At 61.8% G+C, this 23179-nt stretch carries 25 protein-coding genes; 15 read left to right on the top strand and 10 right to left on the bottom strand.

Going from position 1 to position 23179, the window contains the following annotated elements:
- Positions 1 to 105 precede the first annotated feature (105 nt).
- Both pobA and H0Z09_RS20955 read left to right on the top strand, forming a co-directional pair.
- Positions 106 to 1290, top strand: coding sequence for a 4-hydroxybenzoate 3-monooxygenase (gene pobA, locus H0Z09_RS20960; protein WP_186693288.1), 1185 nt, complete (start codon positions 106 to 108; stop codon positions 1288 to 1290).
- Between the two features lie 66 nt (positions 1291 to 1356).
- Complete coding sequence (locus H0Z09_RS20955) at positions 1357 to 2874, top strand: DHA2 family efflux MFS transporter permease subunit (RefSeq protein ID WP_186693132.1); 1518 nt, start codon at positions 1357 to 1359, stop codon at positions 2872 to 2874.
- 337 nt (positions 2875 to 3211) lie between these two features.
- Here H0Z09_RS20955 and H0Z09_RS20950 read toward each other — a convergent pair whose 3' ends face one another.
- Positions 3212 to 4051, bottom strand: coding sequence for a cache domain-containing protein (locus H0Z09_RS20950; RefSeq protein WP_186693130.1), 840 nt, complete (start codon positions 4049 to 4051; stop codon positions 3212 to 3214).
- A 50-nt stretch (positions 4052 to 4101) separates the two neighbouring features.
- A complete protein-coding gene (locus tag H0Z09_RS20945; protein WP_186693128.1) occupies positions 4102 to 4872 on the bottom strand; it encodes a transporter substrate-binding domain-containing protein in 771 nt (256 codons plus the stop codon).
- 127 nt (positions 4873 to 4999) lie between these two features.
- Here H0Z09_RS20945 and H0Z09_RS20940 point away from each other — a divergent pair, with 127 nt between their 5' ends.
- From H0Z09_RS20940 to H0Z09_RS20920, 5 genes are all read left to right on the top strand, one after another.
- Complete coding sequence (locus H0Z09_RS20940) at positions 5000 to 5599, top strand: class I SAM-dependent methyltransferase (RefSeq protein WP_076950251.1); 600 nt, start codon at positions 5000 to 5002, stop codon at positions 5597 to 5599.
- Between the two features lie 122 nt (positions 5600 to 5721).
- A complete protein-coding gene (rnd, locus tag H0Z09_RS20935; protein WP_186693125.1) occupies positions 5722 to 6852 on the top strand; it encodes a ribonuclease D in 1131 nt (376 codons plus the stop codon).
- Positions 6849 to 7142: a YcgL domain-containing protein gene (locus tag H0Z09_RS20930; RefSeq protein WP_076950253.1), complete on the top strand. Its 294-nt coding sequence runs from the start codon at positions 6849 to 6851 to the stop codon at positions 7140 to 7142. Before rnd ends, H0Z09_RS20930 begins: the two co-directional genes overlap by 4 nt.
- 107 nt (positions 7143 to 7249) lie before the next feature.
- Positions 7250 to 8182, top strand: coding sequence for a D-2-hydroxyacid dehydrogenase (locus H0Z09_RS20925; RefSeq protein WP_186693122.1), 933 nt, complete (start codon positions 7250 to 7252; stop codon positions 8180 to 8182).
- A gap of 149 nt (positions 8183 to 8331) precedes the next feature.
- The gene (locus H0Z09_RS20920) at positions 8332 to 10914 is read left to right on the top strand and encodes a hypothetical protein (protein ID WP_186693120.1); all 2583 of its coding nucleotides are present in this window, start codon (positions 8332 to 8334) and stop codon (positions 10912 to 10914) included.
- A gap of 47 nt (positions 10915 to 10961) precedes the next feature.
- Here H0Z09_RS20920 and H0Z09_RS20915 read toward each other — a convergent pair whose 3' ends face one another.
- Positions 10962 to 11546: a nitroreductase family protein gene (locus H0Z09_RS20915; protein ID WP_186693118.1), complete on the bottom strand. Its 585-nt coding sequence runs from the start codon at positions 11544 to 11546 to the stop codon at positions 10962 to 10964.
- Positions 11547 to 11700: 154 nt separating this feature from the next.
- On the opposite strand from H0Z09_RS20915, the gene H0Z09_RS20910 reads away from it, so the two are divergent.
- A complete protein-coding gene (locus H0Z09_RS20910) occupies positions 11701 to 12150 on the top strand; it encodes a YcgN family cysteine cluster protein (RefSeq protein ID WP_003172524.1) in 450 nt (149 codons plus the stop codon).
- A 185-nt stretch (positions 12151 to 12335) separates the two neighbouring features.
- Here H0Z09_RS20910 and H0Z09_RS20905 read toward each other — a convergent pair whose 3' ends face one another.
- From H0Z09_RS20905 to H0Z09_RS20890, 4 genes are all read right to left on the bottom strand, one after another.
- Positions 12336 to 12686: a DUF2892 domain-containing protein gene (locus tag H0Z09_RS20905; RefSeq protein ID WP_186693116.1), complete on the bottom strand. Its 351-nt coding sequence runs from the start codon at positions 12684 to 12686 to the stop codon at positions 12336 to 12338.
- 68 nt (positions 12687 to 12754) lie between these two features.
- On the bottom strand, positions 12755 to 13222 hold the full coding sequence (locus tag H0Z09_RS20900; RefSeq protein WP_003189607.1) for an RNA methyltransferase: 468 nt from the start codon (positions 13220 to 13222) through the stop codon (positions 12755 to 12757).
- Positions 13223 to 13383: 161 nt separating this feature from the next.
- A complete protein-coding gene (locus H0Z09_RS20895) occupies positions 13384 to 13758 on the bottom strand; it encodes a YajD family HNH nuclease (protein ID WP_003210675.1) in 375 nt (124 codons plus the stop codon).
- A 59-nt stretch (positions 13759 to 13817) separates the two neighbouring features.
- The gene (locus H0Z09_RS20890) at positions 13818 to 14504 is read right to left on the bottom strand and encodes a hypothetical protein (RefSeq protein ID WP_076950258.1); all 687 of its coding nucleotides are present in this window, start codon (positions 14502 to 14504) and stop codon (positions 13818 to 13820) included.
- A gap of 78 nt (positions 14505 to 14582) precedes the next feature.
- Here H0Z09_RS20890 and H0Z09_RS20885 point away from each other — a divergent pair, with 78 nt between their 5' ends.
- On the top strand, positions 14583 to 14861 hold the full coding sequence (locus H0Z09_RS20885; protein WP_076950259.1) for a hypothetical protein: 279 nt from the start codon (positions 14583 to 14585) through the stop codon (positions 14859 to 14861).
- On the opposite strand, the gene H0Z09_RS20880 is transcribed toward H0Z09_RS20885, so the two are convergent.
- Together H0Z09_RS20880 and H0Z09_RS20875 are read right to left on the bottom strand one after the other, a co-directional pair.
- Positions 14858 to 15331 (bottom strand): cyclic nucleotide-binding domain-containing protein, encoded by a 474-nt coding sequence (locus tag H0Z09_RS20880; protein WP_076950260.1) that lies wholly within the window; start codon positions 15329 to 15331, stop codon positions 14858 to 14860. The genes H0Z09_RS20885 and H0Z09_RS20880 overlap by 4 nt on opposite strands.
- 69 nt (positions 15332 to 15400) lie before the next feature.
- Positions 15401 to 17443 (bottom strand): S9 family peptidase, encoded by a 2043-nt coding sequence (locus H0Z09_RS20875; RefSeq protein WP_186693113.1) that lies wholly within the window; start codon positions 17441 to 17443, stop codon positions 15401 to 15403.
- Between the two features lie 24 nt (positions 17444 to 17467).
- On the opposite strand from H0Z09_RS20875, the gene H0Z09_RS20870 reads away from it, so the two are divergent.
- Genes H0Z09_RS20870 through H0Z09_RS20860 form a run of 3 tightly spaced genes read left to right on the top strand, consistent with a single transcriptional unit; the run spans position 17468 to position 19365 of the window.
- On the top strand, positions 17468 to 18004 hold the full coding sequence (locus H0Z09_RS20870; RefSeq protein WP_186693111.1) for an MFS transporter: 537 nt from the start codon (positions 17468 to 17470) through the stop codon (positions 18002 to 18004).
- A 30-nt stretch (positions 18005 to 18034) separates the two neighbouring features.
- Positions 18035 to 18811, top strand: coding sequence for a class II glutamine amidotransferase (locus tag H0Z09_RS20865; protein WP_076950263.1), 777 nt, complete (start codon positions 18035 to 18037; stop codon positions 18809 to 18811).
- 11 nt (positions 18812 to 18822) lie between these two features.
- Positions 18823 to 19365 (top strand): DUF2937 family protein, encoded by a 543-nt coding sequence (locus H0Z09_RS20860; protein ID WP_076950264.1) that lies wholly within the window; start codon positions 18823 to 18825, stop codon positions 19363 to 19365.
- Positions 19366 to 19642: 277 nt separating this feature from the next.
- Here H0Z09_RS20860 and H0Z09_RS20855 read toward each other — a convergent pair whose 3' ends face one another.
- On the bottom strand, positions 19643 to 20563 hold the full coding sequence (locus tag H0Z09_RS20855; protein ID WP_186693109.1) for a LysR family transcriptional regulator: 921 nt from the start codon (positions 20561 to 20563) through the stop codon (positions 19643 to 19645).
- A gap of 176 nt (positions 20564 to 20739) precedes the next feature.
- Between H0Z09_RS20855 and H0Z09_RS20850 the strand changes: the two genes are divergently transcribed.
- Genes H0Z09_RS20850 through H0Z09_RS20840 form a run of 3 tightly spaced genes read left to right on the top strand, consistent with a single transcriptional unit; the run spans position 20740 to position 23095 of the window.
- Positions 20740 to 21480 (top strand): 5-oxoprolinase subunit PxpA, encoded by a 741-nt coding sequence (locus H0Z09_RS20850; protein WP_186693107.1) that lies wholly within the window; start codon positions 20740 to 20742, stop codon positions 21478 to 21480.
- Positions 21477 to 22181 (top strand): allophanate hydrolase subunit 1, encoded by a 705-nt coding sequence (locus H0Z09_RS20845; protein WP_186693105.1) that lies wholly within the window; start codon positions 21477 to 21479, stop codon positions 22179 to 22181. Before H0Z09_RS20850 ends, H0Z09_RS20845 begins: the two co-directional genes overlap by 4 nt.
- On the top strand, positions 22178 to 23095 hold the full coding sequence (locus tag H0Z09_RS20840) for a biotin-dependent carboxyltransferase family protein (RefSeq protein WP_186693103.1): 918 nt from the start codon (positions 22178 to 22180) through the stop codon (positions 23093 to 23095). Before H0Z09_RS20845 ends, H0Z09_RS20840 begins: the two co-directional genes overlap by 4 nt.
- Positions 23096 to 23179 lie beyond the last annotated feature (84 nt).

Raw genomic sequence — 23179 nt, 5'->3', positions numbered from 1 at the left:
TTATGCTGCGCGCTCAAGTGAAAAATGTCTGGCACAAGACCAAAGACAACTTATTCACTCAATCCGTTCGAGTGGAACTTGCGGGCCATAAAAATAATGAAAACGCTGAAAACCCAAGTCGCCATTATCGGCGCCGGTCCTTCCGGACTGCTGCTCGGCCAATTGCTGCATAACGCGGGTATCCAGACCCTCATCCTGGAGCGCCAGAGCGCCGAGTATGTGCAAGGCCGCATCCGCGCCGGGGTGCTGGAGCAAGGCATGGTCGACCTGTTGAGGCAGGCTGGCGTCAGCCGGCGAATGGACAGCGAAGGCCTGGTGCATGAGGGTTTCGAGCTGGCGCTCAATGGCCACCTCACGCATATCGACCTCAAGGGCTTGACCGGTGGCCAATCGGTGATGGTCTACGGCCAGACCGAAGTCACCCGCGACCTGATGGCGGCCCGCAGCGCTGCCGGCGCCACCACCCTGTATGGAGCCCATGACGTGCAGCCCCACGGTCTCAAAAGTGATCAGCCCTGGCTCACGTTTGAGCATCAGGGCGAAGCCTTTCGCCTGGAGTGTGATTACGTCGCCGGTTGCGATGGTTTCCACGGCATTGCACGCCAATCGATCCCGGCCGATTCACTCAAGCTGTTCGAGCGGGTCTACCCGTTCGGCTGGCTGGGCATTCTCGCCGACACGCCGCCGGTGCATGCCGAACTGGTGTATGCCAGGCACCCGCGCGGTTTCGCGCTGTGCAGCATGCGTTCGCCGACGCGCAGCCGCTATTACCTGCAAGTGCCGGTCGACGAACCTCTGGACGAATGGCCCGACGCACGCTTTTGGGATGAACTCAAAACCCGTCTGCCCAGCCAGCTTGCCGAACGGCTGGTAACCGGCCCGTCGATCGAGAAAAGCATCGCGCCACTGCGCAGTTTTGTGGTGGAACCCATGCAGTACGGGCGCCTGTTCCTGCTCGGCGACGCAGCGCACATCGTGCCGCCCACTGGGGCCAAAGGCTTGAACCTGGCCGCCAGTGATGTGAGTACCCTGTATCGGATCCTGCTCAAGGTCTATGGCGAGGGGCGGGTGGATTTGCTGGAACGCTATTCCGCCATTTGCCTGCGACGGGTGTGGAAGGCCGAACGGTTTTCCTGGTGGATGACCTCGATGCTGCATCAGTTTCCCGAGGCCGATGGCTTCAGCCAGCGCATTGCCGAAAGTGAACTTGAGTACTTCATCCACTCGGAGGCGGGTCGCAAAACCATCGCGGAAAATTACGTCGGACTTCCTTACGAAGCTATCGAATAGCCTGCTATCGTATCCAGCATTCCCGCGGGCCGCCTTTTCCCGCGGGCCTTGCTCGAAGGTCCTGCCGTGACGCACCTCAATCAGCCCGTTCCGCCGCTTCCTGCCGTGCGCAGTATTCTCGCCTCATTGATGATGGCGATTTTCCTCGGTGCCCTGGACCAGACCATCGTCGCCGTGTCCATGCCGGCCATCTCCGCGCAGTTTCACGACGTCAACTTGCTGGCCTGGGTCATCTCCGGCTACATGGTGGCAATGACCGTGGCGGTGCCGATCTACGGCAAGCTGGGCGACCTGTATGGGCGCCGGCCGATGATGCTGATCGGCATGGGTCTGTTTACCCTGGCCTCGCTGTTCTGTGGCATGGCGCAAAGCATGGAGCAACTGGTGCTGGCGCGGATCCTTCAAGGCATCGGCGCCGGCGGCATGATTTCGGTGAGTCAGGCGATCATCGGCGACATCATCCCGCCCCGCGAGCGCGGCCGCTACCAGGGCTATTTCAGCAGCATGTACGCCGTGGCCAGCGTGGCCGGGCCGGTGCTGGGCGGCTACATGACCGAGTACCTGTCGTGGCGCTGGGTGTTCCTGATCAACCTGCCATTGGGTGCCGGCGCCTGGTACGTGGCCCATCGCACCCTGGCAGGGCTGCCGGTGCCGCAGCGCAAGCCGATCATCGATTACCTCGGTACGCTGCTGATGATCATCGGCCTCACGGCGTTGCTGTTGGGCATTACCGAAATCGGCCAGGGCCATCCGTGGCGCGACAGCGAGGTGCTGGGTCTGTTGGGGTGTGCGCTGGTGGCGTTGACGCTGTTCGTGTGGCACGAACGCCGTGCGCGCGAGCCGTTGTTGCCCATGCATCTGTTCGCCAACCGCAACGCGGTGTTGTGTTGGTGCACGATTTTCTTCACCAGCTTCCAGGCGATATCCCTGACGGTGCTGATGCCCTTGCGTTACCAGACCGTGACCGGCTCCGGTGCCGACAGCGCGGCCCTGCATTTGCTGCCGCTGGCAATGGGCTTGCCGATGGGTGCCTATTTTGCCGGGCGCATGACCTCGGTGACCGGGCGCTATAAACCGATGATCCTCAGCGGCGCGCTGTTGAGCCCTTTTGCGATTCTCGGCATGGCCTTCAGCGCGCCCCAGGCGGTGGGCCTGACGGCGCTGTTTATGCTGCTGTGCGGGATCGCGGCCGGCATGCAATTTCCCACCTCGCTGGTGGGCACGCAAAACTCGGTGGACCAAGGCGACATCGGCGTCGCCACCAGCACCACCAACCTGTTCCGTTCCCTGGGCGGGGCCGTCGGGGTGGCATGCATGTCGGTGCTGCTGCTGGCGTTGTTGCAAGACTCCAGCTTCGCCCATCTGGCCAGCGGCGCGCTGGGGGCCGAGGGCCGTTCCGGTAACGTGTTGCTCGACGGCCTCAACGCCGCACCCGGCCCCGCGCAGGACGCCCTGCGCGGGGAACTGGCTGTGACGTTTCGGCATTTGCTGATGATCAGCGCGGCAGTGTCGCTGCTGGGGTTGGCGGCGGCGATTGCGATGCCCAACCGCGTGTTGCGTGGTCGTGAGGACAAGGCTGGATAACTGACACGCTGGAGATCCAAATGTGGGAGCGGGCTTGCCTGCGATAGCCATAGGTATCTACACCACTTCCTAAGGCTGACAAATCTCCCTGTAGTGAGCGGGCTTGTCCCGCGCTGGGTGGCGAAGCCGCCCCAATAAAGGCATCGCCGAGCTTCAGGTAGAATCCGGTCGCCTGGTTTGGGGCTGCTTCGCAGCCCAGCGCGGGACAAGCCCGCTCACTACAAAGTTGTGTAGATACCTATGCTGCGATAGCGGTATATCAGTAACAAATATGTCACTGGCCCAACGCTATCGCAGGCAAGCCAGCTCCCACAGGAGATCGTATTTCAACGGTCTATCAAGGACTGTAGTACCCGACCGCCACCATGAAATGCCCAGCCTTGCGCACATACGCATGCTTGTTCTCAATCTTGTCGGTCACCGGGTTTTTCCAGCGGTATTTGTATTCCCCCTGGTCCTGCTCGGCCATCAGCTTGAGAATCGGCTCGCCCACCGGTTTGCCGTCGGGGTCCTTGACCTTGCTGAAGTCAGTATTGATCAGCCGCAACGTGGTGCCGTGGGCTACGTAGCGCCGGGTATCGAGGTCCACTACAAACACGTAGAGATCATCCTGCAGGAAACCGCCCTGCAATGAATTGATGGCCTTAAGCGTGCCGGTTTCATCCTTGAGCAGCGCATTCACCGCCTTGTTGCGCAGGGCCCTGGCCTGTTCCGGCGTCGCCCTGGGCAAGTAATAACCCACCGCCAGGATGCGTTCGCCCACACGCTGGTAGAACACGTGCTTGTGCTCGACCTTGCCGTCGTTCCAGTTCTGCCAGCGGTAGTCGGCCTGCTGGATGCCCTGGCCGTCCGGTACCTTGAGCGCATCCTTGAATGACTGGCGCAGATCCGGGCCCAGCACTTCGGACACATCGCGACCGATCAAGGCGGAGGAGGGCCCGCCACTGGCCAGCAACACGCCTTTTGTATCGACCACAAACACATAGCGGTCCTGGTCGATGAATTCGCCCTGCCGGCTGAATGCGGCAAAGGCCTTGTCGCCGTTGCTCTGGTAGTAAGCCAAGGCTTTTTCCAGCAGCGCCTTGGCGGCCTGGGCATCCTCATCCTGTGCTGTTGCGGCGTGCACCTGGCCCGTACACAACAGCAGCAGCCAGGTGATGCGGAGCAATCCCTTCATGTTCCGTCCCTCATTATTGTAGATGTGACCACAGCGTAGACGGCTGTGGCTCAAGGCGCCGCCAGCCATTGATTGACGATGCCGTCATACACCCCGGTGGCGACGCTCAGGTGCAGCCATTGATCGACATAACTCTTCCACGCCACGTCATCACGGGGCAGCAGGAACGCTTTCTGGCTGTACTGCATGTGCCGCTCGGGGTTCACCGCGCACAGCCCAGGCTTGAGCTTCTGCTGGTAACGCGCTTCGCTGGCGTCGGTGATCATTACATCGGCCTTGCCCGCCAGCAGTTCATCGAAGATGGTCACATTGTCATGCAGGCGGATTTGCGCCTGGCCCAGATGGGCGCGGGCGAACACTTCGTTGGTGCCGCCCGCGGGCTCGATCACCCGCACCTGGGGCTGGTTGATCTGCTCGACGGTCTGGTAGCGCTGCACATCGGTGCAGCGCACCAGCGGGATCTTGCCATCGACGCCCAGGGATTGGCTGAAGAAAGCCTTTTTCTGGCGTTCCAGCGACACCGAAATCCCGCCCACGGCGATGTCGCAGCGCTGGGCAAGGAAGTCTGGCATCAGGGTTTTCCAGGTGGTGGGCACCCATTGGATTTTTGCGTTGAGGCTCTTGGCCAGGGACTCGGCCATGGCGATGTCGATTCCTTCATAGCGGCCATCGGCGCGCAGCGAAGTGTAGGGCTTGTAGTCGCCCGTGGTGCAGACCGTCAGCGTGCCGCGCTGGAGCACCTCGTCAAGGCGCGACGGAACGGTGTCGGCCAGGGCACTGGTGGCCAGGCCGAGTGCACACAGGGCTAAAAGAGCTTTCATGCGGTCGAGTCCTTTGGGGCAGGGGGGCAGTTTTTATTTTCAGCAGGTTTCGACCTTTTTTTCACGTTGTGCTGTTTAAGCTGCGGATCAAGGTCGTTCGCTACCGTTCCACTTACATGAGCCCGAGATGTTGACACAACCTCCCTCTTCCATCGAGATCGAATACGCCGAACGCTGCGGCCGGGAACACGCCCGGGCCTGCGGCGATACGCGCCCGCCCGGTCTGCGGCGACGCCTGGCGTCATGGCGCGACGAGTGGCTGGTGCGCCAGGCGCTCAAAGTTGCCGGCGAGCCGGGGCTGGTGCTGGACCTGGCGTGCGGCTCCGGGCGTTTCTGGCCGGTGTTGGCCGAGCACGTCAACCGGGTGATCCTGGCGTCGGACAACTCCCAGGACATGCTCGATCATGCCCGCAGCCATCACCCGGCGTCCCTGCTCAAGCGGGTCAAGACGTTCCAGGGCTCGGCGTTTACCATCGGTTTGTCGGCGAACGCGGTAGATTGCATTTTTTGCCTGGAATTGTTTCGCCATGTGCCCAGCAGCGAAGGGCGCCTGGCGTTATTGCGCGAGTTCCACCGGGTCAGCCGCGACACCGTGATCGTCTCCGTCAATTCTCGCACCGCCGTAGAAGACGAGTTCCGCCAGGCCGGCTTCAAGGTGCTGAATCACCAGGAGTTCATGCCCGGCTCAAACCTGTGGCGGGTCTACGTCCTGCGTAAGAGAGGATAAGTCCCGCCTGTCGGACTATTCTTCAACTTCTGTCTGAGTTTTCATGATCGCCTGTGCACTGCGGATGCTCGCAAGCCCCTTTCGCGATATATACTGCGCGCCATTCTTCAAGGGAGAGCCGTGTGGCCATCGATATTCACTGGATCTGCGACAACGATAGCCTCGGCCAGCATTGCGCCGAATGGCAGCAGTTGCCATTCGTCGCCCTCGACACCGAATTCATGCGGGTCGACACCTTTTATCCCATTGCCGGGCTGATCCAGATCGGTGATGGCCAACGCGCTTACCTGATCGATCCCCTGACCATCGACAACTGGCAACCCTTGGCCGCCTTGCTGGAAAACCCGGCGGTGATCAAGGTGGTGCATGCCTGCAGCGAAGACCTGGAAGTGTTGCTGCGCCTGACCGGCAGCCTGCCCGTGCCGCTGTTCGACACTCAATTGGCCGCCGCTTACTTGAACCTCGGTTTTTCCATGGGCTACTCGCGCCTGGTGCAAGCCGTGCTGGATATCGAGTTGCCCAAGGGTGAGACCCGTTCGGACTGGCTGCAGCGGCCATTGTCCGACACGCAGGTCAGCTACGCCGCCGAAGATGCGGTGCACCTGGCCGAGGTCTACATCCGCCTGCGTCCGCGATTGTCCGACGACAAGTACGCCTGGGTGCTGGAAGACGGTGCGGAGTTGGTCGCCAATCTGCGTCGTGAAGTCGACCCGAACGAGGTGTACCGCGACGCCAAGCTGGCATGGAAACTCTCCCGCGCCCAACTCGCCGTACTGCGTGAACTGTGCGCCTGGCGCGAGCAGCAGGCCCGCGCCCGTGACCTGCCGCGCAACCGCATCATTCGCGAACACTCGTTGTGGCCCCTGGCAAAATCCCAGCCGGATAACCTCGCCGCCCTGGGCAAGATCGAAGACATGCACCCACGCACCGTGCGCCAGGACGGCCAGTTTCTGCTGGACCTGATCAAACGTGCTGGCAGCGTGCCCATGGACCAATGGCCACCCGCCGTTGCCGAGCCATTGCCGGTGGAGGCCGCCGCCTTGATCAAGCAACTGCGCGCCTTGGGCCAAACCTTCGCCGAGCGCCTCGATATGGCGCCGGAACTGATGCTGCGCAAGAAAACCCTCGAAGCCCTGGTCAAAAGTGGCTATCCCGATGGGCCTTATAAATTGCCAGACTCGCTGCGTGGCTGGCGCCGCGAGTTGATGGGCCAGGCGCTGCTCGACAGCCTGTCCGCCGGAGAACAGCCTTGAAACGTATTTGCTCCATCTACCGCAGCTTGAAAAAGGACGGCATGTACCTCTATGTGCTCAAAAGCGACGCCCTGGAGCGCGTGCCGGAACCGTTGATGGCCGCCTTCGGCAAGCCGCACCACGCATTCGATATGGTGTTGACGCCCGCGCGCAAGCTGTCGCGCGAAGACATCGCCGTGGTCCTGGAAAACCTCGACAAACAGGGTTACCACCTGCAAATGCCGCCGGCCGAAGACGAGTACATCGAGCACCTGCCCGAAGAGCTGCTGCGTCGCAACGACCCGATGTGATCGATGGGTGCCTCATGCGCGGCACCGTTATCAATGAAATCGTACACGTGGGCGGTGGCCGTAAGGATGCGGGCGGCCGTCTGCACTGTTTTTGAAAGGTTTGAACCATGCGTGTTCTGATTGCTGAACAGGATCACTCGCTCTACGCCCAATTGCTGGGCGAAGCGGCACCGGACCTGGAGGTGCTGACCAGCGGCGATTCGGCCGAGCTGTCGCGCCTGGCCGCCGATTGTCCGGTATGGCTGGGCCAGCCGGACCTGCTCGCAACGCTGTTGCGCCAGGGCCATCACCCGCAATGGCTGCAGTCGACCTGGGCCGGCATTACCCCGTTGCTGGCCGAAGGCCTGCCCCGCGATTACCGCCTGACCCGTGCGGTCGGCATCTACGGCCAAGTCATGGCTGAATTTGTCCTGACCTACATGCTCGGCCACGAGCGCGAAGTCTTGGCGCGCCTGGTCAGCCAGGTCGAGCGCAAATGGGACAACCGCACCGGCCAGAGCCTGGCGGGGCGCAAGGCATTGATCGTGGGCACCGGCGATATCGGCCAGAGCGTCGCCGAGTTCCTGGTGCCGTTTGGCGTCAAGCTTTACGGCATCGCCAGCCAGGCCCGCGAGCAGGCGCCGTTTATCGAAGTCGCCGGGCTCGATCAATTGGGCCGGCTGGTGGGCGAGGTGGATTACGTGATCAACCTGCTGCCCAACACGCCCGAAACCCATGATCTGTATGACGCTGCGCTGTTCAGGCAATTCAAGCCGAGCGGATTGTTTATCAATGTCGGGCGCGGCGTGGCGGTGGTCGATGCCGATCTGGTCGAGGCCTTGAAAGAAGGGCATTTGGCGGGTGCGGTGATTGACGTGTGCCGTCAGGAACCGTTGCCGCAACGCCACCCGTTCTGGACGGCTTGGGGCTTGCTGTTGACAGGGCACAGCTCGGCGCCGACGTCGCCGTCAATGATGGTGCAATTGTTTATGCACAACGTGCGTGCGTACCAGGCCAAGCAAGTGTTGCGCGGGGAAGTGGATTTCGAGCGCGGTTACTGATTCCCACGGGGCCACGGGCCCCGCTTCGACATTTCACCTGACAGTCTGCTCGGAACCGCTTCTCAGGGAGGCGACACCCAAGGTCACCCAGGGCCGCTGAAAAGCGTTCCGCAGGATGCCCCTCTGGGTCGACAAGCAAGGTCAATGTCATGCTTACCACCGATACCGCGCTTTCCCCTGTTCTTCCCCCATCCACGTCATCCCGCCCCGCATCAGCCTCCGTCGATTCGCTACCGTACGATGCCACCCGCCCCAACATCGTCGCCGGTTTCGATCTGGGGCAAAGCCAGCATTGGGGCAAGCCGGCGTCGGAGGTGACCAGCGGGTTGGGTCGCCACTTGGTCGCGCAGGGGCATGCGCACGCGCAGTCAGCCACGGCGGCCGTCCAATCCCTACTGGCACGCAGAGCGCCCGAGTTTCTGGTCAAGGACATTCCGCCCAGTGTGACCTACGGCAGCCTGACGTGGGCTCAGTTGGCAATCGCCACCGCCAGGGTCGAGGCCCAGACGCCGGGGCGCTCATCCTCGATGAGTTACGTGGAAGTGCTGGCGGCTGGCGCACCCAAGGCGGACAGCGGGGTGGATGTCCAGCAGGCGCAACGTAAGGCCTTGACAGACTGGGGCGTGGTGAACGGCGAGCTTCCCGCAACGGGCACGCCCACCGAGAGCGAGCTTGCGCGCGTGCGCGCGCTCTACAACAGCCGTTTGAGTGAATTGCTGCGCGCCAGTACCGCCGTGCAAACGCCGGTGCCCAGCCGCAAGGCGATGGCGTTGAACGCGCTCAAGCAAGCGTTTCCGGACGTCGACCCCAGCTTGTTTGAAATGCGCTCCCTGCACAAAACCCTGCTTAAACCAGGGCGCCCCGGCATCTTCCCCGGAACGCATTCCATGCTGGATATCGTCATGGAGGGCGCCAAACTGGGGCCGCAGGAGCACTGGATGAGCCAGAACTCACGGATTCCGGCCAAACGTTTCTGCGAGTTGTATGAGGCGGGCACCTTCAAGGCAGCCGAAGCCTTCGAGGCCAAATACAAACAGGCGATACAGTCTCTGGAAGGGGGGCACGAGGATCTCGCCCGTTACCTGGTTTCGACAATGCCGCTGGAGGACCGAAATAACTTTGCCTATGGCAAACTCGAATTCTTCCACACCAATGACTACCACATGGCCGGCGACTTGTTTACGCCGCTGGCGCTGAAGACACGTGCGCATACGCTGCAGGTCAAAACCACGCGGGGAGGCGAGGTCAATATTTATGAAATCAATACCCGTGAGGGCACCATCAAGAAGCAGAACTATTTGAAACGACGGTTCACCGAACCGTATACCGCTGAAAAGCTCGATTCGATAAATGCCAACGTGGTGAGCAAAACCACATTGATTGACCCGCTCAAGAATGATCGTCCCGAACGCAAGTTGGAGCGCGAAGTGCCTGTCAATGGCGATGCCACGGCGGCTTCCTCGCGCTTCGATTACATTGGCAAAGTGTTTGCCAAATCGCTCGATCTGCATAACCAGGACCTGCTCGACCATGCACGGGGCGCGACCTCGTATGACCAGAGTCGAGCGACCAATGCGGCCATTGGTGAATTCTTTCTAAACCTGATCCCGTTCCGCTCGGCCATCGTCAACTTCGTCAATGGCAATCATGCCGATGGCGTGTTCGACCTGGCACTGGATGTTATCGGCCTGGTGACCCTCGGTGCCGGTAAGGCGGCCCAGGCCGGCAAGGCCTTTGCCAAGGGCGTTTCCACGGTGAGCGGGGCGGCCAAAGCGGTGCGTTTTGTCGGCATGGCCGCCATCGAAGCCTTCAACCCGCTGGGCGGGTTTTGGGATGCGGCGCGGGGCGGCGCACGGCTCTTGAAAAAGGGCGGGGGCCTGGCGCAGCGGGGTATTGACGCATTGCGCGGTGCGCCGTTGGAGGGCGTCTTGAGCAATACGCTGTTCAACCAATACAAGGTGCCCGACTCCACCATCACCGGGCTTTCGCGTAACAGTCGTGGCTTGTATGTGAAGGAACATGGCAATCAGCTATACATCCGTAATACCGACGCAAATGGCAAGAGCAATGTGTATGCGGTAGGCGAAGTCACCCGCACCGAAGAAGGCGCCGTTCAGGCGCGGATCTATCATGCCAATCGGCAAACACCGTTGCTGATTCAGCATGTGGAGGGTGACCAGTGGGTGCGCCTCGGCGCCAGGGGCGGCAAGCCCCCTACTGTGGCTGACGATCTCGGTCCACTGATAGATGGCGGAGCGGAGGGAGAAATTTACTTAAGCCTTGATGGCCAAAATGTCTATAAAAACTTCCGGTTAAACAACGCGGACAAGTTGCCGGATTTTGTCACTAGCGAACTGGAGTGCCTGAATAAATACTACGGCGAGGGTTTTGCCACGGCTTTGCTGGAAGATGGTCGCGCCTACATAAAGATGAAACGACTCGATGGGGTCAGTCTAGGCGGTGTAGCCGCTGGCAGTTTGCCCGCCGATACGCGAGCCTTATTGGATGAGGCATTGGCCAGCATGGAAGCCAAAGGTATTTTGCACAACGATCTGCAGTTGAAGAACTTCCTGTACAGCGCCAGAGATAAAAAGGTTTACCCCGTGGATATTCAATCGTTGGATCCAGAGGTGTTGGCGGGCGATCAGTTTCTGCACGACATGACCTGGGCGGACTACCGGCGTCATAAGGCCCATCTGCAAGCGCAGTTTGACGAGCTTATCGGTCAATAGTGTCAGCAGACAGGACCCTTGCCGCCAAGGCGGCAAGGGTTTGCGCCTTAAAGGCTGAAATCACCTTCCGACACCAGCTCGCTCAACGGCTTGCGCGGGCTCGGCATCTCACGGCCTTGCAGGTACTCGGGCAAGGTCGACTTGTCACCCAGCTTGCCGATCGCCACGGCGGCATGCAGCGCATAACCTTGCGGGATTTTCAGCTCGTTGCGCGTCAGTTCCTGATCGAAGCCGGCCATGCCATGGGTGTGCCAGCCGCTGAGGCTGGCCTGCAGCGCCAGGTGGCCCCAGGCCGAGCCGGTGTCGAAGGTGTGCCACAGCGCCGGGGTTTCTTCGCTGGCGCCAGGGGCGATGAAATCGGTCTTGGAAGCGATGATCACCAGGGCCGACGCGTGCTGCGCCCAGCCACGGTTGAACTCATTGAGCAGGCCCAGGTAGCGTTCCCAGTCCGGTGTGTCACGGCGCGCGTAGAGAAACCGCCAGGGCTGCGAGTTGTAGGCCGAAGGCGCCCAGCGTGCGGCTTCGAAGAAGCTCAGCAGGGTCTCTTTGGAAATGCTTTCACCGGTAAAGGCGCGGGGCGACCAGCGGTCGGTGAACTGGGGATGGATCGGATAGTCGGCAACACGTGTCATGGAGCGGCTCCTGATCGTCAATTCGGTGCTCCAAGCTACTGCGCAGGCTCCAGACTGACAAGCGCTGCAACACCGCCAGTCGCCAGCGCTTGGCCCCAGGGACCATGGGCACTAGACTGGCGGCCTTTTCACCTACCGATACCGATGCAGAGCCATGGCCGCCAAAGTCGAACCTTTCTGGATACGCAAAACCCTTGAGCACCTCGATCAGGAGGAGTGGGAGTCGTTGTGCGACGGCTGTGGCCTGTGCTGCCTGCAAAAGCTTGAGGATGAAGACGATAACAGCGTCTATTACACGCGGATCGCCTGCAAACTGCTTGACCTGAAGACCTGCCAGTGCACCGATTACCCCAACCGCCGCGCGTCCGTGCCCGATTGCATCCAGCTCACGCCGGGCCAGGCCGACCAGTTCAAATGGCTGCCGCCGACCTGCGGCTATCGCCTGGTCAGTGAGCGCAAGGACTTGCCGCTGTGGCACCACCTGGTCTGCGGCGACCGCGATGCGGTGCACCACGAACGCATTTCCCAGTCCGGGCGCATGCTCAGCGAAGGCAGCGTGCCCGAGGATGACTGGGAGGATTACCTGATTTTCCGCGCGGGCTAGACAAGGAGAGTATAGGAAGAGGACACCGGGCCAATGTCAGTCATTTAAGTGAACAAACTGCTTAAAGTAACGAAGACCAAATGTGGGAGCGGGCTTGCTTGCGAATGCGGTGGTTCAGATTGCACATGTATTGGCTGACACCCCGTATTCGCGAGCAAGCCCGCTCCCACATTTAGAACTCATCGTCAAACGGTGGTTTTTACGACGTCCTCCGCCGCCACTTCCGCCCTGGTCTTCAGGTTCTTCAGCTCATCCCCGGCGCGCTCGATCTTCGCGCGCACGGTGTTCATTTCCTGGCGGCCGTGTTCCAGCTTGTCTTTGAGCGAGCAGTGCCCGGTGAAGCCACGGGCCAACGCCATGCCGCCGATTGCCACCTGGATCAAACCGAAAATCCCGCCACGGCGCAGGCCTTTGCCCACCATTATCGCGCCGCCCGCCACCGAGCCGAAGCGTTCCCAGCCATGCACGTTTTGCGTGGGCGGGGTCTGGAATGGGGTGTGTTCGATGATAGGGCGCATGGTTTTGCTGTCGCTCATGGTCTGTCTCCAACAAGGGCTAGTGATAATAGGCTGACTACCCGCGGGTGCCGGATGTTCCGAAAATATCAGTACTTGGGGCCCGAACGGGTGTTGTTGCCTTTGGCCAGTCGGTCGTAGAGCACCACGTTGACGGTGGCCGCAAGGTTCATGCAGCCGGTGGTCGGGATGTAGACCACGTCTTCGCACCAGTCGCGGATCTCTTTATCGAGGGAGCCGTCTTCCGGGCCGAAAATGTAGAGGGCGCGGTCGGGGTGGGTGTACTCAGGCAGGGGACGGGCGCCTTCCACCAGTTCCACGGCGACGGGAATGCAACCCAGGGGCAGGATTTTTTTCAGGTCATCGATACCGATCAGCGGAATGTCGTGATGGACCTTCTTGGTGTCGGTGATGAAGTCCCGGGCGCGCTCGTAACGCACGCCGGTGTAGAACACCGAGGCCACGCCGTAGCAACCGGCGGCACGCATGACCGAACCGACGTTTTCGGGGGATTTGGGGTTATACAGACCGATGCAGCTGTAGCGTTTATTGCCCACGGGGAAGGGTGCCTTGGCGAAAAAAAACGCAATTATACGGGCTTGAGGAATGTGGTGCGTGGGCTATCGCTTTCACGAGCAAGCCCGCTCCCACATTTGGAATGCATTTCAATGTGGGAGCGGGCTTGCTCGCGAAGGGCCGGAACATGCAAAGAAGCGCTTCAGTCGTCCTTCTTCATCAGCCCCGCCAACGCCGCAAACGGGTTGTGCGTCGCCTTGGCGATCGTCGGGCTGCTGGTGGAGCCTTCGCCGAAGTACTGCTGGTCGGTGTAGCGCGAGTGTTCGTTGTCATGGCAGTACAGGCACAGCAATTCCCAGTTGGAGCCGTCCTGGGGATTGTCGTCATGATTGTGGTTGCGGTGGTGCACGGTCAGTTCGCTCAGGCGTTTGCCGGCGAATTCACGGGCGCAACGGCCGCACACGTGGGGGTACATTTTCAAGGCTTTGTCGCGGTAACCCATTTCACGGTCGCGCTGGGCATCGGCGAGGATGCGGTCCAGCTTGGCGGTGTGGGAGGGCGGGTTGGTTGAGCTCATCATGGCTCCTATATTTTGGTGGTCACGGACAGGCTTGATTCTAGCCGTTCACGGCGCAATTAGCCCTTGAGCTTTTCGGCAATCCAGATGGTGTGCCGCGTGCCCTTGTTGCCATGGGCAAATACCTGCACTTCCTCGGCCTTGAAACCGGCCTTGCGCAGTTTGTCGCTGAACAGCCTGTCGGCGCTGGCCGACCACACCGCCAGCACGCCTTTGGGGCGCAGGGCCTTGGCGCACGCGGCCAGGCCACCGGCGGAGTACAGCCAGCTGTTGGCCTTTTGCGTGAGGCCTTCGGGGCCGTTGTCCACATCCAGCATGATCGCATCAAAGCCTTGCGGCTCGGCTTGCAGCACCTTGGCCACATCTTCCAGGCGGATCACCGTGCGCGGGTCCAGCAGCGGCCGGCCGGATTTTTCGCCCAGTGGCCCACGGTTCCATTCCACGACGCCGGGCACCAGCTCCGCCACTACCACTTCAGCGGTCTTGCCCAGATGCTTGAGCGCCGAAGCCAGGGTGAAGCCCATGCCCAATCCACCGATCAAGACCCGTGAATCCGGGCGTCCGGCGACTTTGCGGCAGGGAATTTCCGCCAGCGCATCTTCGGAACCGTGCATGCGCGTGTTCATCAACTGGCCGCCGTCGCCGCCCTGGATCTTGATGACAAAATCTTCACCGTATTCGAACAGGCACAAGGCACCGCCGTTGTCGGGGATCGGGGTGGTGTCGAGCAGAACGAAACGTTTCATGGAAATCTCATTGGGAAGGGCATTCTTGCGCGGTTGGGAGTAGCCTTGTGACATTCCGGTCAGGCCATGGAGCCATCGATGAAGTGCAGCATTCTAACGGTCATTGTGTTGAGCGCGCTCGCATCCGCTGCGGCGCAGGCTCAGGAGTTGCAAACCGTACCGGTCGCGCCCGCCCCCACGCCAGGCGCGCCGGGCACCCCGACGCCGACGCTGTACCCGCAAGTCACCCCGCCGGCCGTGCCCAAGACCAACGGCTCGCCGCCCCTGGTGCCTATCGTGCTGCCAACGCCGCCGAAGGACCAGACCGTGCCCGGCCTGCAGCAAAACGACAGCAAGCCGAAGACGCCCGGCGGTTAAACGTGTTGATTGAGTAATTGCCCATCCGCCATGCGCAGGCGTTTCGACAGGGCAATCGCAATCGCACGGATGATCTTGGCGGCCACCCTGGGCGCTTCGTTGAGCATCTTTTCCAGGGAGTCCTTGCCCAGGTTCAGCAGCACGCAATCACTGGCGGCCACGCAACTGGCCGAACGCCGCTCGCCGTCGAGCACGGCCATTTCGCCAAAGGCCCGGCCGCTGCGCAGGGTAGCGATGGTCAGGCGTTGGCCATCATGGTTGGCTTTCTGCACCGCCACCTGACCGCTGTGGATGATGCACATGAAGGTGCCGGCATCGCCCTCGAGGAAAATCACCTCGTCGCGGGCAATGCTGCTGATATTGAAGTAGCCGGCGGCGATGTGAAAATCCTCCGGCAACAAAGGATCGAACAGGCCGCAGTCCATCAGCATGTCGCGGATTTCGTCATTGAGGAGCGTGGGTTGTGCCATGGCTGCAATCTTGGTCCGTCAATCTTGTAGGGTGGTCCTTCGTTCAGACAGGACCACGGCGCTAAGTTCCTAAATCAATCCCAGTGCCTTGAACACAAATGCATATTCGAGTGCTACGTCACGCAATCCCTGGTAACGACCGCTCATTCCGCCGTGGCCGGCGCCCAGTTCGGTCTTGAGCAACAGCAGGTTGTCGTCGGTCTTGGTGTCGCGCAGCCTGGCCACCCATTTGGCCGCCTCCCAATACTGCACGCGGCTGTCGTTGTAGCCGGCGATCACCAGCATGGCCGGGTAGGCCTGGGCGCGCACGTTTTCGTACGGTGCGTAGGCCTTGATGCGTTCATACACCTCGGGTTCCTGCGGGTTGCCCCACTCGTCGTACTCGGTGACCGTCAGCGGCAACTCCGGGTCGAGCATGGTGTTGAGCACGTCGACGAACGGCACTTCGGCAATCGCCGCCTGGAACAGATCGGGGCGCTGGTTGAGCACCGCGCCGATCAGCAGGCCGCCGGCACTGCCGCCGCTGATCACCAGTTGTTTGGAAGTGGTCAGGCCCTCGGCAATCAAGTGTTCGGCGCAGGCGATAAAGTCGCTGAACGTGTTCTGCTTGTGTTCCTGCTTGCCGTTGCGGTACCAGGCTTCGCCCAGCTCGCCGCCGCCGCGTACATGCGCAATCGCGAACGCCACGCCCCGGTCCAGCAGGCTCAGGCGGGCATGGGAAAACCACGGATCAAGGCTTGAACCGTAGGCGCCGTAGCCATACAGGTACAGGGGCGTGGGCTTGCCCAGTTGGTCGCGCTTGACCACCAGGCTGATCGGCACCCGGGTGCCATCCGCCGAGGTGGCCCACAAGCGCTGGCTCACATAGTCGTCCGCATTGAACACGCCGAGCACCGGGGTTTCCTTGAGCACCTGTTGCGCGCCGCTGGCAAGCTCCAGCTGGCGGACCTGGGCCGGGCGGTTCAGGGCTTCATAGCGCAGGCGAATCCGGTCGCTGGCAAATTCCAGGCTGTTCTGCACGTAGAGGCTATAGGCCGCATCGGGCAATTCGACGCGATAGGCCGGCACGCCCTGCGGGTGCACTTCGATCACCGGCAGGCCGCCGATGCGCAGGCTCAGGGTCATGGCGCCGGTGTTCAGGCTCACGCCGTCGAGCATCACCTCGTCACTGTGGGGGATCAGGTTTTGCCACTCGTCCTCGGTCGGCACGTCGCCGATGTCTGTCGCCACGAACAGCGCGTAATTGATGCCGTCCCGGTTGCTGCGGATAAACCAGGTCCACGCGCCGTTCAACTGGCCGTGGTCGACGTCGTATTCATGGTCTTCGACCCGAGGCGCCAGGCAGGTGAACGCCAGATGCGGCTGGTCGGCGTCCAGCGCCCAGACTTCGCTGGTGGTCTTGCTGCCGAGCGAGAGCAGCAACTGGCGCTCGGAACTGGATCGGTAGCAATTCAGGAAGAAACGGCCGTCGGGCTCGTGGAACACTTCCTGCGCCGCCGTGCCATCCAGGCGATAGCGATACAGCTTGTGCGGGCGGTGGGTGTCGTCCAGTTCGCCGAAGAACAGGGTCAGGCTGTCATTGGCCCAGATCATGCTGCCGTCGCAGTTCTCGAACGCCAGTTCGCTGACTTTGTCGGTGGCCAGTTCCTTCACGAACAGGGTGTAGATCTCTTCACCGCTGGTATCGAGGCTGTAGGCCAGGCGCTGGTGGTCGGGGCTGATGCTGAACGCGCCGAGGGAGAAGAAACCGCCATTGGCCAGCACGTTCGGGTCCAGCAACAGTTGCTCGCTGCTTTCATCCACCTGGTGGCTGTCGTCGGCCGGGCGGCGGCAGCGGTAGTGGCGCGCGTATTCGTCACCGGCGGCGGTGCGGGTGTAGTACAGGTACGGGCCCCACGGCGAGGGCAATGAAAGGTCGGTCTCGAGGATGCGGCCCTTGATCTCCTCGAACAGGGTTTCGCGCAGCGCCTGCTGGTCGGCGAGCTGCGACTCCTGCCAGGCGTTTTCGGCCTTGAGGTAATCGAGCACTTCAACGCTGTCACGTTCTTGCAGCCAGGCGTATGGGTCTGGGCCTTGGGCCTTGCGGGCAATCGGGGGTGTCGATACAGGCATGGATTATTCTCTATCTGGCGGACGGTGGCAGGCATTGCAGCCGCGACTCGCAAAAGCCGTTATCATAGCCGCCTGTTTGCCAACCTTGCCATGGACACCATGACCGAGAACGACTATCTGATCGCTTGGGGCCTTTACGCCTTCGCCGCCTTGGGCTGCCTGCTGGTGTGGTGGCGCATCACCCGCTGGATCTGGCGCTGGCTGCGCGAGCCGCTGCAATTGCTGATGGCGGTGTTGCTGTTCAGCCCCACCATCGTCGATCCGGTCAAGACCCAGTTCGCGCCGGCCGTGGCCATCACCGCCCTGGACCTGGTGCTCAAGGTCGGCAACAACGCCTGGCGGGCCATTTCCGATTTGTTCATGTACACCCTGATCGCCTTTGGCGTGTACCTGGTGATTGTGCTGATCCGCTGGCCTATCGAGCGCGCCGCCACCGCCCGCCGCGAGCGCAAGGCCGCCGCCGATGCGGCATTGGCCGCCGAACCGCCTGAAGACGAAGACGACGTGCCTTTTCGGCGTCCCGCACCGGTGAGCGGCATGCGGGTCGAACCGCGCCTTTAACGTTGTCCGCCCTGCAGCGAGAGCCCCGGCATGTGTGAATTATTGGGCATGAGTGCCAACGTCCCCACCGATATCGTGTTCAGCTTTACCGGGCTGATGCAGCGCGGTGGGCGCACCGGTCCCCACCGTGACGGTTGGGGCATTGCCTTCTACGAAGGCCGTGGCCTGCGCCTGTTCCAGGACCCGGCGGCGAGCAGCGAGTCGGAAGTCGCGCTGCTGGTGCAGCGTTACCCGATCAAGAGCGAAGTGGTGATCGGCCATATCCGCCAGGCCAACGTCGGCAAGGTCAGCCTGGCCAACACCCACCCGTTCGTACGCGAACTGTGGGGGCGCAACTGGTGTTTCGCCCACAACGGCCAGTTGGCGGATTTCAACCCGCGCGCAACCTTCTACCGCCCGGTCGGCGATACCGACAGTGAAGCGGCGTTCTGCGATTTGCTCAATCGCGTCCGCGAAGCCTTTCCCGAGCCGGTGGACCTTGAAAAAGTCCTGCCGGACCTGATCACCGCCTGCGCCGAATACCGCAGCAAAGGCGTATTCAACTGCTTGCTCAGCGATGGCGACTGGCTGTTTTGCTACTGCTCGACCAAGCTGGCGCAGATTACCCGCCGTGCGCCATTTGGCCCGGCGCGCTTGAAAGATGTCGACGTGATCGTCGATTTTCAGGCTGAAACCACGCCCAATGACGTGGTCACCGTGATCGCCACCGAGCCGTTGACCGACAACGAAAACTGGACCCGCTACGAACCGGGCCAATGGAGCCTGTGGCGACGCGGTGAATGCGTCAGCCAGGGCGTTACCGAGTAAGGATATCGACCATGTTGCTCAGTTATCTGCGGTTGGTGCTGTTCGCCATTGGCCTGTTGGTCGGCGTGCAAGTGCCGGGTTTCATCAATGACTACGCCAAGCGCGTCGAGGCCCACCTGATCGAGGCGCAGACCGGCCTGAGCGGGTTCGAAACCACCGCGCGGCAGTTCTTCAACGGGGATCTGCAGGCGTTGGTCGCGCATTACCGCGCCAGTGACGACCCGGTGTTCCAGAGCGACGCCAACAGCCTGGGCGCGATGCTCGACCGCCAGGTGGCGTTGGACAAACAATTCCAGGCCATGCAAGGCCCCTGGTACATCCGCGCCCTGCAAGTGGCGGTGGCGGCCGATCCGGACATTCGCCGCGAAACCTGGAATGGCTACAGCTATCAGATCCTGCTGACCCCCGAAGCCATGGGCTGGGGGCTGGGCGGGGCGATGTTGCTGTCGTTCGGCATCGAATGCCTGTTCCGCCTGATCGATTGGGTGGTGTTGGGCGGCAGGCGCCTGCGCCAGAGCCGGCCGATCGAAGAGCGTGACCTAAAAGGCCTCTGAAGGCCGACTCGGTCAATGTCGGAGCTGTGATAGCCATTGGTATCTACACCACTTTCAAGGCTGACATATCTCTCTGTAGTGAGCGGGCTTGTCCCGCGCTGGGCTGCGAAGCGGCCCCAAACCAGGCGAATTGGCTTTGTCTGAAACTGCGCGATGTCTTTATTGGGGCGGCTTCGCCACCCAGCGCGGGACAAGCCCGCTCACTACACATTGCTTATGCGCCTCGGAAGATGTGTAGATACCAGGCTGCAATGCAGGCAAGCCAGCTCCCACAGTTTTAATCCGGTTTCGTCAGTACCATCTGCTCTTCGCCGACCTCTTCGGCATACCTGGCCACCACCTTCTGGCACAACCCCACAATCTCCTCCACCAACTCCACCCCCACGCGCCACGACACCACCACCTGCAAATTCGGCAGGCGTTGCGCCATCGGCAGCATCACCAATTCTCCACGCGCCAGTTCCTCCCTGACGAGCACCGGCGGCAACGCGCCAATCCCGAAGCCATCGCGCAACAACCGGGTAATCGCCGATACCGAGTTCACACAGTTCATCCGTGGTGCGGCCACACCGTTGGCCTGCATCAGGCTGATCACGTCCTGGTGCGGGTGGGAGTTTTTCGAGTAGGTGATGATGCGCTCCTGGGCCAGTTCGGCGAGGGAGGCATAGTCGCGGTGGTAAATCGACTGGCTGGCGACGATCCAGGCCATGGGGTGGCTGGCCAGCTCCAGGCTGCGCACGGTTTCGAGGCGCAGCAGGTCGGTTTGCAGGATCAGGTCGAGGAAGCCTTTTTGCAGCTGATCGCTGAGGTTCAGTGCGGTATCGGCGACCAACTCGATTTCCACCCGCGGGAAATGGTCCATCAGTTCCGCCACCAACGGGCTGAGCCAGGTGTGGATCACTGTGTCCATTGCGCCGATGCGGATACGCCCGACCTTGCTGCTGGACGTCTCCAGGGACTGCTTCAGGCCCTGCATGGTGACCATCATCTGCTCGGCGTAATCGAGCACCTTCAAGCCCTCCGGCGTCAGGCTGACACCGCGTGAATCGCGCAGGAACAACTTCACGCCCAACTCGCTTTCCAGCACGGCGATGCGGCTGGAAATCGAGGCCTGGGTGGTGAACAGCTTCTCGGCGGTCAGGCGGAAACTCTTGAGCTTGGCCACCCAGACGAAGGTTTCAAGAAACTTCAAATTCATGGGATCAACTTTTTCTTATGCATGGATCGGTTTTTATTAGTTGGACGCCGCACCGGGCCAGCGCCAAAAATCGAGCCATTCCACGATAAGCGCCGTTGGGGTACGAGGACAAGTTGCGCGTTCCGCGTAATAAATCCCACACTACAAAATAACAAAGCCTACAGGAGCACCAAGCCGTGAGCCGTCTTTTACTCAATTGCGACATCGGCGAAAGCTTTGGCAATTGGACCATGGGTCTGGATGCCGAGGTCATGCCGTTCATCGATTGCGCCAACGTGGCCTGCGGCTTTCATGCCGGCGACCCGAGCATCATGCGCAAGACCGTCAGCCTGGCGCTCAAGCATGGCGTGCAAATCGGCGCGCACCCGGCGTACCAGGACCTGCAAGGCTTCGGCCGCCGCTCCATGGCCTACACGCCGCAGGAAATCCAGGACCTGCTGCACTACCAGATCGGCGCCCTCGACGGCATCTGCCGTGCCCAGGGCGGGCGTGTCAGCTACGTCAAGCCCCACGGCGCGATGTACAACGACATGATGGCCAACCCTGTGCAATTGCGCGCGGTGATCCAGGCCGTAGCGGCCTACGGCGAACTGCCGCTGATGCTGCTCGCCACCCGCGACAACAGCGCGGCCCAGGCCTTGGGTGACGAATACGGCGTAACCCTGTGGTTCGAAGCCTTCGCCGATCGCGCCTATGACAGCCAGGGGCATTTGGTCTCGCGCCAGTTGCCCGGCGCCGTGCACCATGATTCCGAGAGCATCGTGCAACAATCCCTGACGATTTCCCGTGGCGAAAATCTGACGGCCAGTGACGGCAGCCCGCTGATCCTGCAAGCCGATACCTTGTGCGTGCACGGCGACAACGCCAGCTCGGTGGCGGCCGTGCAGCGCATCCGCGAGGCATTGAAGCCAGCATGAAGCCGCGCATTGAAGTGGTGGCCATCGACTGCCTGATGGTGCGTCTGTTTGATGAAATTGCCGAAGCCAACATGCCGTGGATGCTCGCCGCTGCCCAAGGCCTGCGCAGCGGGTTTGGCGTAGCCCTGGTGGACCTGGTGCCGTCCTACACCACCTTGATGGTGCATTACGACCTCAGCGCCTTGAGCCCGGCCCAGGCACGCGAGCTGATCGACCAGGCGCTTACCGACCTGCAACCGCACACCCAGGGCAGCGGCCAGCGCCACGTGCTACCGGTGTGGTACGACCTGAGCGTCGGCCCCGAACTGAGTCTGCTCAGCCAGCGCAGCGGCTTGGCCGCGGGCGAGGTGATCCGTCGTCACAGCGCCCACGAATATCAGGTGTTCGCCCTCGGTTTCGCGCCCGGCTTTGCCTTTATGGGGCTGGTGGACGAGCTCCTTGCCGCGCCTCGCCTCAATACCCCGCGCAAGCGCGTGGCCGCCGGCAGCGTCGGCATTGCCGAACGGCAAACCGCCGCCTACCCGGTGGTTTCCCCGGGCGGCTGGAACCTGATCGGCCGCACCCCGGCCAAACTCTTCGACCGCGAGCGCGACGGCTACAGCCTGATGCAGCCCGGCGACACGGTGTGTTTCGAGCCGGTCGACCACGCCGAATTCATTAAACTGGGTGGCGATGACACGCCGTTGGAGGCGCAGGCATGAGCCGCTTGATCATCGAGGCCAGCACACCGCTGTGCCTGTTGCAGGACGCCGGCCGCTTTGGCGTGCGTCACCTGGGCGTGACCCAGGGTGGGGCGCTGGACTGGGTGTCGATGTCTTGGGCCAACTGGTTGCTGGGCAATGCGCTCGGTGCGCCGGTGGTGGAGATTACCCTGGGGGGCTTCACCGTGCAGGCCGAGGACTATTGCCTGCTGGCCCTGGCCGGCGCGGACCTCGGTGCCTGCATCGACGACCGCGCCATCAGCCCCGGCCGCAGCTTTATCCTGCAAAAGGGCCAGCGTTTGCGCTTCACCCAGCCGATCAACGGTGCGCGGGCCTACCTCGCGGCACCGGGTGGGTTTGATGCGCCGGATGTTCTCGGCAGCTGCGCCACCGTTGTGCGTGAGGAATTGGGTGGTGTGGACGGTTTCGGCAAGGCATTGGCCGTAGGCGGGCGCCTGGCTTATGCCGGTACGGGCGGTGCGATGAAGGTGCTGGGCGATCCAGACCTGCCGGCCAAGGCCGCGCTGGATGTGATCCTCGGCGCACAGATCGGCCAGTTCAGCGGGCAAAGTCTGTTCGATGCGTTCAACACTGACTGGGCCCTGGACAGCCGCGCCGACCGCATGGGCATGCGCCTGCTGGGTACGCCATTGCAGTACCAGGGCCCTTCGTTGATTTCCGAGGGGATTCCATTGGGGGCGATCCAGGTGCCGCCGGACGGTCAGCCGATTGTGTTGCTCAATGATCGCCAGACCATTGGCGGCTACCCGCGCCTGGGCGCCTTGACGCCCTTGGCGCTGGCGCGTCTGGCGCAGTGTCTGCCGGGGCAGACGGTACGGCTGGCGCCAATGCTGCAACACACCGCCCACCAACAACATGTGCAGTTTCTGGCTCAATACCGCGCTGGAACGTGAAAACCGTATTTTCAGATAATTCCTACGATTGCTATGCACCTGGAGAGGTAGCGCCGCACGCTTGAGAAGTGAAAACCTTCCGGC

Source organism: Pseudomonas sp. SWRI18 (genome assembly GCF_014268345.1).
Classification (GTDB): domain Bacteria; phylum Pseudomonadota; class Gammaproteobacteria; order Pseudomonadales; family Pseudomonadaceae; genus Aquipseudomonas; species Aquipseudomonas cedrina.
This window is presented reverse-complemented; position numbering and strand designations above follow the sequence as displayed.